At 63.5% G+C, this 12,485-nt stretch carries 13 protein-coding genes; 6 read left to right on the forward strand and 7 right to left on the reverse strand.

Annotated elements, in window-relative coordinates; all coding sequences use genetic code 11:
- Positions 1–41: 41 nt before the first annotated feature.
- The 6 genes from K6T12_RS04545 to K6T12_RS04570 all read right to left on the reverse strand — a co-directional run bounded on the left by K6T12_RS04545 (position 42) and on the right by K6T12_RS04570 (position 5,943).
- Complete coding sequence (locus tag K6T12_RS04545) at positions 42–1,814, reverse strand: PQQ-dependent methanol/ethanol family dehydrogenase (protein WP_222219910.1); 1,773 nt, start codon at positions 1,812–1,814, stop codon at positions 42–44.
- Positions 1,815–2,048: 234 nt separating this feature from the next.
- Complete coding sequence (locus tag K6T12_RS04550; protein ID WP_222219912.1) at positions 2,049–2,999, reverse strand: quinoprotein relay system zinc metallohydrolase 1; 951 nt, start codon at positions 2,997–2,999, stop codon at positions 2,049–2,051.
- Between the two features lie 9 nt (positions 3,000–3,008).
- Positions 3,009–3,773 carry a quinoprotein dehydrogenase-associated SoxYZ-like carrier gene (locus K6T12_RS04555; RefSeq protein WP_222219914.1) on the reverse strand — a complete coding sequence of 255 codons (765 nt, stop codon included), beginning with the start codon at positions 3,771–3,773 and terminating at the stop codon, positions 3,009–3,011.
- A 24-nt stretch (positions 3,774–3,797) separates the two neighbouring features.
- Positions 3,798–4,709, reverse strand: a complete 912-nt coding sequence (locus K6T12_RS04560) for a substrate-binding periplasmic protein (RefSeq protein ID WP_315853563.1) — start codon at positions 4,707–4,709, stop codon at positions 3,798–3,800.
- On the reverse strand, positions 4,696–5,139 hold the full coding sequence (pedF, locus tag K6T12_RS04565) for a cytochrome c-550 PedF (RefSeq protein ID WP_222219916.1): 444 nt from the start codon (positions 5,137–5,139) through the stop codon (positions 4,696–4,698). Before pedF ends, K6T12_RS04560 begins: the two co-directional genes overlap by 14 nt.
- 369 nt (positions 5,140–5,508) lie before the next feature.
- Entirely contained in the window at positions 5,509–5,943 is a 435-nt protein-coding gene (locus tag K6T12_RS04570; RefSeq protein WP_222219918.1) for a copper-binding protein, read from the reverse strand.
- A 249-nt stretch (positions 5,944–6,192) separates the two neighbouring features.
- On the opposite strand from K6T12_RS04570, the gene K6T12_RS04575 reads away from it, so the two are divergent.
- From K6T12_RS04575 to K6T12_RS04590, 4 genes are read left to right on the forward strand one after another with little or no spacing between them, the layout of a single operon-like run.
- On the forward strand, positions 6,193–7,362 hold the full coding sequence (locus tag K6T12_RS04575; protein ID WP_255611539.1) for an ABC transporter substrate-binding protein: 1,170 nt from the start codon (positions 6,193–6,195) through the stop codon (positions 7,360–7,362).
- Positions 7,363–7,371: 9 nt separating this feature from the next.
- Positions 7,372–8,370 carry a YVTN family beta-propeller repeat protein gene (locus tag K6T12_RS04580; protein WP_222219920.1) on the forward strand — a complete coding sequence of 333 codons (999 nt, stop codon included), beginning with the start codon at positions 7,372–7,374 and terminating at the stop codon, positions 8,368–8,370.
- Between the two features lie 28 nt (positions 8,371–8,398).
- Positions 8,399–9,148, forward strand: a complete 750-nt coding sequence (locus tag K6T12_RS04585) for an ABC transporter ATP-binding protein (protein WP_222219922.1) — start codon at positions 8,399–8,401, stop codon at positions 9,146–9,148.
- Positions 9,145–9,930, forward strand: coding sequence for an ABC transporter permease (locus K6T12_RS04590; RefSeq protein ID WP_222219924.1), 786 nt, complete (start codon positions 9,145–9,147; stop codon positions 9,928–9,930). The genes K6T12_RS04585 and K6T12_RS04590 overlap by 4 nt, the downstream gene beginning before the upstream one ends.
- Positions 9,931–9,933: 3 nt before the next feature.
- Here K6T12_RS04590 and K6T12_RS04595 read toward each other — a convergent pair whose 3' ends face one another.
- Positions 9,934–10,458, reverse strand: a complete 525-nt coding sequence (locus K6T12_RS04595; RefSeq protein WP_261358541.1) for a mechanosensitive ion channel family protein — start codon at positions 10,456–10,458, stop codon at positions 9,934–9,936.
- A gap of 149 nt (positions 10,459–10,607) precedes the next feature.
- On the opposite strand from K6T12_RS04595, the gene K6T12_RS04600 reads away from it, so the two are divergent.
- Together K6T12_RS04600 and K6T12_RS04605 are read left to right on the forward strand one after the other, a co-directional pair.
- On the forward strand, positions 10,608–11,540 hold the full coding sequence (locus tag K6T12_RS04600; RefSeq protein WP_222219926.1) for an HDOD domain-containing protein: 933 nt from the start codon (positions 10,608–10,610) through the stop codon (positions 11,538–11,540).
- 241 nt (positions 11,541–11,781) lie between these two features.
- Positions 11,782–12,357 (forward strand): rhodanese-like domain-containing protein, encoded by a 576-nt coding sequence (locus tag K6T12_RS04605; RefSeq protein WP_222219928.1) that lies wholly within the window; start codon positions 11,782–11,784, stop codon positions 12,355–12,357.
- The last annotated feature ends 128 nt before the right edge of the window (positions 12,358–12,485 follow it).

A 12,485-nucleotide genomic window follows, 5' to 3' on the forward strand; every position in this document is an offset into this window, starting at 1 on the left:
AAAACCGGGCCCCGTGCGGGGCCCGCTCTCGCTTCGATCGATCAGGCATCCTCTTTCGGCAGCTTGAAGGTCCAGACCGAACCGCCCTGGTTCAGGTGCTTGACCCGCTTGGCCACTTCGCCGCCCCACAGCGGCACCGCGCCGCCCCAGCCGGACACCACCGAGATGTACTGCTCGCCATCCATCTCCCAGGTGATCGGCGAGCCGACGATGCCGGAGCCGGTGTTGAACTTGTATTTCAGCTCGCCGGTCTCGGCATCGAACGCCATCAGGTAGCCCTCCGGGTTACCCATGAACACCAGCTTGCCGGCGGTGGACAGTACCCCGCCCCAGAGCGGCGCGTAGTTCTTGTAGCGCCACTTCTCCTTGCCGGTTTTCGGGTCGATGGCGCGCAGTACGCCGATATACTCGTCGTTCAGCGGCTTGATGGTGAAGCCCGCGCCCAGGTAGGCGGCTCCTTTCTTGTAGGACACCGGCTCGTTCCAGATATCCATCGCCCACTCGTTGGAGGGCACGTAGAACAGCCCTGTCTGCTTGCTGTAGGAAACCGGCATCCAGTTCTTGCCGCCCAGGAAGGACGGGATCGCCACCACCGGCTTGCCTTTGTTGCCATCGACGTCGGCCGGGTTGCCCGGACGGTTGTCATCGACGTAGATCGGCCGGCCATTCTTATCCAGCCCCTTGGCCCAGGAGATCTCGTCGACGAACGGGAAGCCGCGGATGAATTCACCGTTCTCGCGGTTCAGCACATAGAAGAAGCCGTTGCGGTCGGCGGTGCCGGCGGCCTTGATGGTCTTGCCGCCGTCCTTGTAATCGAACGACACCAGTTCGTTGACGCCGTCGAAATCCCAGCCGTCATTCGGCGTGGTCTGGAAGTGCCAGACGATCTTGCCGGTATCGGGATCGATCGCCAGGCGGGAGGAAGAGAACAGGTTGTCGCCCGGACGCAGGTGGGAGTTCCAGGGCGCCGGGTTACCGGTTCCGAAGAACAGCAGGTTTACGTCAGGGTCGTAGGTACCGCCCAGCCAGGTGGCCGCACCACCGGTCTTCCACAGATCGCCCGGCCAGGTCTGGCCCGGTTTGCCGCCGGAGATACCGTTCTCGACCTTCTTGCCCTCTTTCCAGATGTAGCCCATATGACCTTCGACGGTCGGCCGGCTCCAGAGAATCTGGCCAGTCTTGGCGTCGTAGGCTTCCACCTTGCCGACGATACCGAACTCGCCACCGGATACCCCGGTGATCACCTTGCCGTTGACCACCAGCGGCGCGGCGGTGATCGAGTAGCCGGCCTTGTAGTCGGCCACTTTCTTCTTCCAGACCACCTTGCCGGTCTTGCTGTCCAGCGCGATCAGCTTGGCATCCAGGGTGGCGAACAGCACCAGGTCGTCATAGAGCGCCACGCCACGGTTGATCACGTCACAGCAGGGCATGATGCCGTCCGGCAGACGGGCGTTGTACTCCCACAACTCGTCGCCGGTCTTGACGTCGATCGCGAACACCCGCGAGTAGGAGGCGGTGACATACATCACGCCGTCCTTGACCATCGGCTGGGATTCCTGGCCGCGCTGTTTTTCACCACCGAAGGAGAACGACCAGACCGGTCGCAGATCCTTTACCGTATCGGTGTTGACCGCTTTCAGCGGGCTGAAGCGCTGCCCTTTCGGCCCCAGGCCGTTGGAAACCACGTCGTCGGTGGTCATCTGGTCGTTGAGAATATCTTGGTCGGTCACACCGGCGTTTGCCATGCCGGCCATCGAGAGGGCTGCTACCAGCGTCGTAACAGCAAATGCTTTGCCGCGGCCTCGTTGGATCATCGCTGTCTCCTTCAGGGGTTCATTATTTTTAGAGAGGTTGTCAGGCGTTTCAGCGGGCGGCCGGGAAATATTCCCGCCACCTTTTGGCATTCTTCGCGATCGGCCGAAACGGCAACATTGACCGCCGGAGTGAGTTTTCTCATCACTTGGTAGTAATACTTCGTTGCGCGCGCTACGGGCCGAACAATTTCGGATCGGCCCGACCGACAGAAACAGGCCGCCCAGGCAGCGCCGTCACTGTTTTTGAAAAACGGCCTCCTCGTAGCGTGGATAGAGGTGGGCGACGGTGCGGATGAATTCGTGGCGGCGCAGCGCCACCTCGGCGAAACGCGCATCGAACGGTATCTTCATCAGTTCGGTCATGCTCATGCCCCGCTCGGCGGCACTGCGCAACGTGAGATCCAGCCAGCGCAGGTAGTCACCCATCTGGCCGATCGCGGAGCCGTCCGGCACCGCCGGACCGTGGCCGGGCACCAACAATCGGTGCGGTATCGCGGCGATCGCGTCGAGATCACGCAGCCAGACCGCCAGCCCCGGCGTCTGCGGGGTGGTCAGTGCGCGCTGGTAGAACACCATGTCGCCGGCGAACAGCACTCCGGTGGTTTCGTCAAGCATCACCAGGTCGGCGCCGGTATGGCCGGTCATCGGGAAAAAGCGCAGCCGGTGCTCACCGACCTGTAGACGGTCGACCTGCAGCGGCCTATTAGGCAGCTGCATTTCGGTGGCCCGCATCCAGTCGCCCACCAGCCGGTACATGTTGTCGCTGAACGCGCCGCCCTGCTCCGCCATCAACCGGCCGGTATCCGGCAACGCCCAGATGGTGCCGTCGGCGAACGCCTGGTTGCCGAGAAAGTGATCAGGGTGGTGGTGGCTGTTGAACACATGCAGCACCGGTTGGTCGGTAACCTGGGCGATCGCCTGGCGCATCGCCTTTCCGTAGCGGAACGACGGGCCGGTGTCGAACACCACCACCCCGTCGCGGGTGACGATAAAGGCGGTGTTGACGATATTGCCGCCGTTGCCGCGGCTGAAATCCTCCAACCGGCCCTGCAGCAGATAGGTGTCTTCGGCGATTAACTGCGGCTTCAGGTCATAGCTCAGCGGCGCCGCCCAACTCTGTCCCGGCAGCATCAGGATTAGCAGCGCGAAGGCCTTGAAGATCCGGCTGAAATGGCTGTGCAACATGGTCCCCCCTCAGAGCGTCCGCTCGAATTCGTTACCGCCGTTATCCCGCAACCAGAGCCGGTGCGGGCCCTCGGTGCCCTCCAGGTCGAAGGTGAACACCGGGTTCTCGCTGACCGGCGGGAACAGTTCCATCCGGCTCAGCACGCTGCCCTGGCCATCGCGCAGTTCCAGCTGTTGCAGGAAAAATTCGGGAATGTTGTTGACCAGACCAGTGTCCATCGGGTGGATCACCTTGAACCGATAGCGACTGGCACTGCCGGCCTGGAAACGGCGGCCGGCGATCTCGCCCAGGTGGCTCTCCCAGTAAGGATCGCTGTTGGCCATGCTCGGCGCGGTACAGCCGCCGCCGGCGGCATCGACGAAACCACTGCCGACATGCCAGACACCGTCCTGGGTCAAGACCGCAGCGCGCACCGGAGTGGCCTGCTGCACCTTGAAGCGCAACGACAGCCGCGCTCGGCTGCCCGCCGCCGGATACCAGTTGAAGATCTGCTGGATCGGGTTCAGATCGGCCCAGGCGATCACCCGCTCGATACGGCCGGCCAGCGCGCTGGCATCCACCGTCAACGGCACCTGGGTCGGGTCCTCGGCGAAGGGCGGCAGTTCCACCAGCACCCGCTCGTCGAACCGGTAGGGCTGGTCGGCCAGGAAGATCTGCCGGTTGTACTCCCACATCACCGAGTCGAGCGGATCGCCCGCCGTCGGCTCCGCCGCCTCGCTCGGGACGCCGCTCAGCGCCAGGGCGAAGAGCAGCGCGTTACTCCATGCACGCATCGAAGCACCTCCTATTCCGTGGTGTTAAAGGGTCTCCTGATAGAGGCCCGGCTTCTCGTAAGTCAGCCCGTACTGCCGGTAAATCTCGGCCATCTGGCCGCTACGTACCAGCCGGTCGACCACCTCCTCCACCGCGTAGCCCAGCTGGCGGTAGCTGTGCTTGACCGCCATGCCGATATCCCATTTCTGCTTGCCCATCATCGGAAAACCGTTCTCGCCGACCCGGTAACGGCCGTCACCGGCCCGGTGAAGCTGCCAGTCCACTTCGGCCCGCATCCCCATCACCGCATCGACCTCGCCACGGCGCATCGCCTCGAAGGCGGCCGGCAGGTTGCTGAAATGGTGGGTGTTGTCGCGCATCCGGCCGGCAAAGGCCGAGGTCAGGTAGAACGCCGGCAGACTGTCGATCTCGACGCCGACCGGGTGGTACTGGAACACCGCGACGGTGGAGACCTGATCGATCTTGCGGCTGTCGAACGCCACCCGCCAGCTCTCGCGCTGGTAGGGGCCGAACAGCACCACCATCTCGTTGACCAGCTCGCCGGTCGACTCGCGCTTGAAGGCGTACTGCCGGTCATAGGGCACTCGCATCATCACATCGGCCAGATTCTTGGGCGCCAGTGAGTTTTGCGGGTCCTTGTCCAGGTAGTGGCCCTTCCAGACGTTGTTGCGCAGGTCGTCCTCGAGGTTCTCGTCCGGGGTGATCCAGTGGACGTCCAGGGAGACACCGAGCGATTCGGCGATCCGCCGGCCGATCTCGATATCGACCCCGGCCGGCTGGCCATCTCGCAAGAAGGAGTACGGCGGAAAGTCACGGTAGACGCCGATGCGGAGGGTACCGGAGGCGATCACATCGTCGTAATAGCGTGCCTGTGCCTGCCCGGCGAATACCAGGCAGGCCACAAGAAACGCGGCAAACAGCTTACATCTCTTCACGACGAGACTCGATGTAGGTACGGATCGCCCAGAGCGCCTCCTGGCTCAGGTAGTCCGCCATCTTCGGCATATAGACCGCACCGTCGCGCACCGCGCCGTTGCGTACCCGGTACTGGTACCACTCGTCACCATCGAAATCCGACGACAGCTCGCGCAGATCCGGCGCGATACCGCCTGAGATGGCTTCCAGACCGTGACAGCGGGCGCAGTTCTGGTTATAGGCGGAAGAGCCCACCTTCACCGCCAGCTCGTAATCCTTGTTCGGCTTGCGGTACGGATTTTCGTCCACCCACTCTTCACCCAGTGGCAGCAATCCCTGCGTATCCACCGCCTGAGGCGTCACATCGCCATGCGCCAGCACCTGACCGGACAGGGTCACACCCAGCAGTGCCGTCGCCGCGATACTAGAAAGGAATTTGTTGTTAGCCATTACTGTCACCCGTTGTTGCTTTATCTGTCGTTGTTATATCTGTGTCAGCTCGAAACGAGCTCAGTCCGAACTCGAAATCAGCGCCTCGCGGGGCCAGCCTGCGAGCATGTAAATGATGATAGGCCGGCCCCCTTCAGCGCCGGAATCGTACTTTGGCGCTCAAAAGTTAATCCGTTGGTAGTAGGTTCTGAGTGGGTCTGCGGCTCCTGCGTGCAAACTTGCAGCCTTGTAGGGTGGGCACGTTTTTTGTGCCCACGCGGCACACATTCAGTTGATGTAGATGATTCCCGCTAATCCACTATTCCGCGATGAGCCTAAAGAAATAAAAAACGGCCTCCGTCGGAGGCCGTATAAAGACTGAGCCGCTGCTCAACGAACGTTGAATACACCGGTCATGCCCTTGTGCTCCAGCCCGTCCATGGCGAACTCGAAGCGGCCCGGCTTGACCGGCACGAAGTAGATCTCCGCCTCGGCGGCATCCTCGAACTCCAGCTCGGTCAGGCTGACCGCCTTGATCTCCATGCCGCCGGCTTCCACCTTGCGCAGGTAGATGGCGGCGAAGAACTCCGGTGCCTGCAGCGCATATTCCTTCAGCCCGCTGGAGATGATCGCCAGCTTGTAGGCCTTGCCGGTCTCCAACTGGTACTCCTTCTGCGACAGCGCATAGTCGGATTGTTCGTTGCCCATCACCAGGTCCGGCAGGGCGATCGGCTTGCGGGTCAGGTCCCCCTGCGCCTGGGCCGGTGAGGCGAGTGCGATCAGGGATGCCAGGCCAGCGGCAGCCAGCGGTTTCAAAATAGCCATCGGGAGCCTCTTTTCGTTATTTCTATAAAGACACCCCATCCATGCTAGAGCCCGACCGATTCGGGAAAATGCTACTTCGGAACGAATTCGCTGCTACTTTGCGCCGGGAAAATTTCCCATTACGCCGGGCATCCCTCCCGCGACCGTCAAAATCGGTCCGATTTACTACTTCGGTAGCAGCCGTTCAGTACTTTCTTCATATTCCGCCCCGCGCCTCTTCGCGCCTAAGCTGGTCGAAAACAACATTGAATGACGACTATGCTGCGCACACTGATCACCATCACCGCCCTCCTGCTGTCGAGCGTCGCCGCCCGGGCCAGCGAACCGCTGCAGATCGAGATCGGCTACCTGCACTACCAGCCCGAGCGTCCGCCGGCACTGTCCAATATCCTGCCGGAACCGGCCGATAGCGGCCTGCGTGGCGCCGAGCTAGCGATCGATGACAGCAACACCACCGGCCGTTTCCTGAAGCAGAGTTACCGCTTGCAGACGGTGCGGGCCGACAGCCCGGACGAGGTACTGGCTGGCGCCCGCCAGCTGCAACAGCAGGGGGTCGAACTGTTCGTCGCCAACCTGCCGGCCGCCGAACTGCTCCGGCTGTCGGCGGCCCTGGGACCGCAGGCGCTGATCTTCAATGCCGGCAGCCAGGACGACAGCCTGCGCCGGCAGAGCTGCCCGACCAATGTGCTGCACACCGCGCCCAGCCGGGCGATGTTGACCGACGCCCTGGGCCAGTGGCTGAAGGCACGTCGTTTCGAGCGCTGGCTGCTGCTGGTCGGCAACCAGCCGGAAGACCAGCGCTACGCCGAGGCGCTTGAGCGCGCCGCCCAGCGGTTCGGTGCCCGCATCGTGGCGCGCAAGGCCTGGAGTTTCGATACCGATCTGCGCCGTACCGCCCAGAAGGAGCTGCCATTGTTCACCCGTACCGACGACTACGACGTGGTACTGGTGGCCGACGAGCGCGGCGATTTCGGTGAATACGTGCTGTACAACAGCTGGCTGCCACGGCCGGTGGCCGGTACCCAGGGGCTGACGCCGGTGGCCTGGCACCGGGTGGTGGAGCAGTGGGGCGCGGCCCAGCTGCAGTCCCGCTTCGATGAAATGGCTGGCCGCTGGATGACCGGCACCGACTACGCCGCCTGGGCGGCGGTACGCTCGATCGCCGAGGCGGCGATCCAGACCGGCGCCAACGATGCCGCCACGCTGGAGCACCATATCCGCTCGGACCGCTTCCAGCTGGCCGGCTTCAAGGGCCGCAAGCTCAGCTACCGCCGCTGGAACGGCCAGCTGCGCCAGCCGATCCCGCTGGTCCACCCGCGCGCACTGGTCTCCCAGTCCCCCCAGGAAGGCTTTCTGCACCCTGTCACCGAACTGGACACGCTGGGCTTCGACCAGCCGGAAGTCCACTGCAAGCTCTGAGGCTAACTTATGAAGACAACAACCCTGCTGAAATCTCTGAGCCTGTCGCTGCTGGTTGCAGGCAGTGGCTTCGCGGCCACGGCGCTGTCCTCCACGGCAGTGGCCGCCACCGCGATCGTGTCCAACGAGAAGGACGACACCCTGTCGCTGATCGACCTGGACAGCCTGCAGGTCACCGAAACCCTGCCGGTGGGCCAGCGGCCGCGCGGCATCACCCTGTCGAAAGACCACAGCAAGCTCTACATCTGCGCGTCCGACTCCGACACCGTGCAGATCATGGACCTGAAGACCCGCCAGATCATCGCCGAACTGCCCTCCGGCGAGGACCCGGAGCAGTTCGCACTGCACCCCAACGACCGGCTGCTCTATATCGCCAACGAGGATGATGCGCTGGTCACCGTGGTGGATACCGGCGACCGCAGCGTGGTCGCCCAGATCGACGTCGGCGTCGAGCCCGAGGGGATGGCGGTTAGCCCGGACGGCAAGTGGGCGGTCAACACCAGCGAGACCACCAACATGGTGCACTGGATCGACACCGAGACCCACCAGTTGGTCGACAACACCCTGGTCGACCAGCGGCCGCGCCATGTCGAGTTCAGTAAGGACGGCAACATTCTCTGGGCCTCGTCGGAGATCGGCGGCACGGTATCGGTAATCGACGTCGCCAGCCGCCAGATCCAGCACAAGCTCAGTTTCAAGATCCGCGGCGTGCACCCCGACAAGGTGCAGCCGGTGGGGGTCAAACTGACCGACGACGGCCGCTACGCCTTTATCGCGCTGGGCCCGGCCAACCATGTCGCGGTGGTCGATGCGAAAACCTTCGAGGTGCTGGACTACCTGCTGGTCGGCCGCCGGGTCTGGCATATGGCGTTCAACGAAGATCAGTCACGGCTGCTGACCACCAACGGCGTCAGCGGCGATGTGTCGGTGATCGATGTCGACCAGCTGAAGGTCACCAAGTCGATCAAGGTCGGCCGCTACCCCTGGGGGGTGGTGGTGCTGCCCTGACGTCGACCAAATCCACGCGAGGTTTCCTATGAGCATTCGAGTCAGCGAGCTGTCGTTCCATTACGGGCCGCGTCCGGCGCTGGAATCGGTCAGCTTCCAGCTGGCGGCGGGCCGCTTCAACGCCCTGCTCGGGCCGAACGGCGCCGGCAAGAGCACCCTGTTCGCGCTGCTGACCCGGCTCTACGCACTGCAGCGGGGTGAGATCGAGATCAACGGTCACAGCCTGCGCCGCCACCCCGCCCGGCTGATGCGTCAGCTCGGCGTGGTGTTCCAGCAGAGCAGCCTGGACCTGGATCTCAGCGTCGCCCAGAACCTGCGCTACCACGCCAGCCTGCACGGCCTGGCGGGCGCCGCGCTGCAGCGCCGGATCGAACAGGAGCTGGCTCGGATGGACCTGCTGGAACGGCTCGACGACAAGGTCCGTAACCTGAACGGCGGCCACCGCCGCCGGCTGGAGATCGCCCGGGCATTGCTGCACCAGCCGAGCGTGCTGCTGCTGGACGAGCCGACAGTCGGCCTCGATCCGCAGACTCGCCGGTCGCTCAACCGCCATGTACGCCAACTGTGCGGCGAGCGCCAACTGACCGTACTCTGGGCCACCCACCTGATTGAGGAGATAGAACCAGAAGACCCGGTACTGCTGCTGCATCGCGGCCGGCTGCGGGCCGATGCGCCCGGCGCGGCGATCTGTGCCGCCAACCAGGTGAACAGCCTGGCCGAGGCGTTCGACAAGCTGACCGGGCCAGAAGAAGCCGGCCAGCGGGAGCAAGTCGCATGAACAGCTACTGGTTCGGCTTTCGCGGCATTCTCGGCCGCGAGTTTCTGCGCTTCATCAGCCAGCGCAGCCGCTTCCTCAGCGCGCTGGTGCGGCCGCTGTTGTGGCTGCTGGTGTTCGCCGCCGGCTTTCGCGCCGCGCTCGGCATCGCCATCATTGCGCCCTACGAGACCTACATCACCTACGAGGTCTATATCGCGCCTGGGTTGTGCTGCATGATCCTGCTGTTCAACGGCATGCAGAGCAGCCTGGGGATGGTCTACGACCGCGAGATGGGCAGTATGCGGGTGCTGCTGATGAGCCCGCTGCCACGGCCGTTCCTGCTGATCTGCAAATTGCTGGCGATCGCACTGATCTCGCTGGCCCAGGTCTACGCCTTCCTGGCGATCGCCCGGCCGGTCGGCGTCGAGCCGCCGCCGCTGGGCTACCTGACGGTGCTGCCGGCGCTGGTGCTGGTGGCGCTGATGCTCGGCGCGCTGGGGCTACTGATCTCCAGCCGGATACGCCAGCTGGAGAATTTCGCCGGGGTGATGAACTTCGTGATCTTCCCGATGTTCTTCCTCAGCTCGGCGCTCTATCCGCTGTGGAAGATGCGGGAGGCCAGCGAGTGGCTCTACTGGCTCTGCCTGGCCAACCCGTTCAGCCACGCGGTGGAGCTGGTCCGCTTCGCGCTCTACCAGCAGCTCAACCTGCCGGCACTGGCGATCACCGCCGGCTGCACGCTGGCGTTCAGCCTGCTGGCGGTGGCCGGTTTCAGTCCACAGCGGGCCGCCCGCGCCCGCTGAGCGTCAACTGATCGGATCGATCGGCTGCCCCGCCGCCGGCTTGTCGTCGCGACTCTTGCGCACCGGCTTCTGCAGCATCAGGTTGTTGGGATAGTGCACCATATCGCCGCCGTCGGTCTCGATATGGACATGGAACAGGCCGATCTCGGTGATCGTGCCGACTATCGGAAAATCCTTGTCGACCACCTCGATCCGGTCGCCGATCCGGTAGGGGAACACGAAAAAGATGATGATGCTGGAGGTGATATTACTCAGCAGCGACCACTGGGCGAACATCGCCACGCCGATCACCGCGAACGCCGAGGTGAAAAAGATCAGCAGCTGCGAATAGTCGACGCCCCAGATCAGGCAGAGCGCCGCCACCGCCACCAGCGCCACCAGCACCGAAAAAAACTTGCGCACCACCAGCAGCCGCACCCTCGGTACCGCACGGCGATTGGCCGCCCGCTCCACCATCCGCGCTATCAGCGGCCATACCACGGCGACGCTCATAACCACCGCGCCGGTCAACAGTGCCTGACTGTACATTCGCTTCTCTCCTTACCCGCAGCTCCAAGCCCGGAGTCCTGCCTCCGAGATCGCAATCATACGCAATTATTGCAGATCATCGACAGCGGTTATGCATGGACAGCGGTTGTGCATAGAATGGCTGAAAGCACTGCCATGAATCGAGCCCGATGCCCCATTCGAATCCGTCCGCCCTCCCCGATACGCTGCAGCAGCTGCTGGAGCGGCTGCACACTCTGCCACTGCTACCATCGGTGCTGGCCCGGCTGATGGCGATGGATGCCGACAGCGATGCCTTCTTCCGCAACCTGCTGTTGCTGACCGAACAGGACCCATCGCTGGCGCTGCTGGCGCTACGGCTGGCCAACTCGGCCCACTCGGCACCTAGCGCGCCGGTGCTGACGCTGAACCAGGCGGTCAGCCGGATCGGCGGCCGGATCATCGCCGAGCTGATGGCCTCGCGCTCTGTATTCCCGACCTTCGTCCCCTCCAGCCCGGCCGAACGCGGCCTGTGGCAGAACAGCCTGCAGACCGCCATCGCCGCCCGGTTGATCGCCAAACAGAGCCGCCACCTGAACGTAAACCCGGACCAGGCTTACTGCGCCGGCCTGCTACTCAACATCGGCCGGTTGATCCTGTTCGAAAGCCAGCCGGCCGAACTGACCCGGCTGGAAGCCCGTGGCTGGCAGGTGCCACAGCGGCTGGTGCTGGACGAGCGGGAGCAGTTCGGCTTCGACCACGCGATGCTCGGCCACCAGGCGATGAAGCGCTGGAACATTCCCCAACCGCTACGCAAGCTGGTCAAGTTGCACTACTACTACGGTGCCAGTCGCGATACCCGTATCCCGCCGCAGACCGGTGCCATGCTGACGGTGCTGCAGCAGGCCGAATTGATCAGCGTAATGTTGCTGAAGGTGCCGCACTGGCCCTCCCTGTCGGCCGGCGAATTGAACGACCTGATCATCCAGCGCTGCTTCCACAGCAAATGGCAGCGGGCCGCGCTAACCGAACTGCAGATAGCCCAGCTGTTGCCTCAGATTCAAAGCCGCACCGAACGGGCGATGGTCAACCTGGCGCTGCGGCCGGCTGGCGATCTGGTGTAGGGCCGGACCCGGCCGGGCAGGCTCATCCGCGCCCCCGGACTCCAGCGGCCAGCGTCAAAAACAGTCGCCCTCGGTACTCAAGGGGCATGCCAAGCGGGCTGCTACAACAGGCTTCACCGGGAAATTGATATTGAATTGAAAACTCCGCCAAACCGGTACTTTGGTATCGGTTTTTTCGGCCCATGGTAGGATTCAGCCGATCTGCTGCGCAGGCTGTAATGAAGGTCTGACAGGAGGGGCTATGGCATACCTATTCGCCATACTGGGCGGTCTGTTGCTCAGCTTGCACAGCGGTGCAGCCGAAACGACGACCGCGCAATGGCCGCCGGCAGCGGCCGAGGCAGAGCAGTTGTTTACCGCCGACGGCTACCGGCAGGCACGCTACCGCGCACCGACACCGGAACAGACCGACGGGGCGGTGACACTCGAAACCAGTGAACTGCAGCAGCTGTTGGCCGGCGCAAATCCGCCGTTGCTGCTGGACGTGCGGCCACTGAGCTGGAAAGCCGGCCGATTCATCAAGCAGAAGGACTACCAGCAGCTGCCCGGCAGCCTCTGGTTGCCGAACGTAGGCTACGGCGAGCCGGAGCCGGCCTGGCTGGACTACTTCCAGCGCAATCTGCAGCGGCTGCGCACCGAACAGCCGGCACGGGCTCTGGTGTTCTATTGCCGGGCCGACTGCTGGATGTCCTGGAACGCGGCGCGGCGTGCCCATCAGTGGGGTTATGGCAACCTGTACTGGTACCGCGACGGCATCGACGGCTGGCGCGAAGCGGAACTACCGCTGACATCGGTCGAACCGGTGCCCTATCCCTGACCCACCGGCGGCATTTGCAGTATGATTCAGATAATCCGTTACTTTTTAAGAGTTGATTGAAGTTGGTGTTTCAGGGATGAAGCTCAGCCAGGGACATTCAGGCAGGCCGGAACAATAACTATAAGGCT

The organism is Marinobacterium arenosum (genome assembly GCF_019795155.1).
In the GTDB taxonomy this organism is placed as follows: Bacteria; Pseudomonadota; Gammaproteobacteria; order Pseudomonadales; family Balneatricaceae; genus Marinobacterium_C; species Marinobacterium_C arenosum.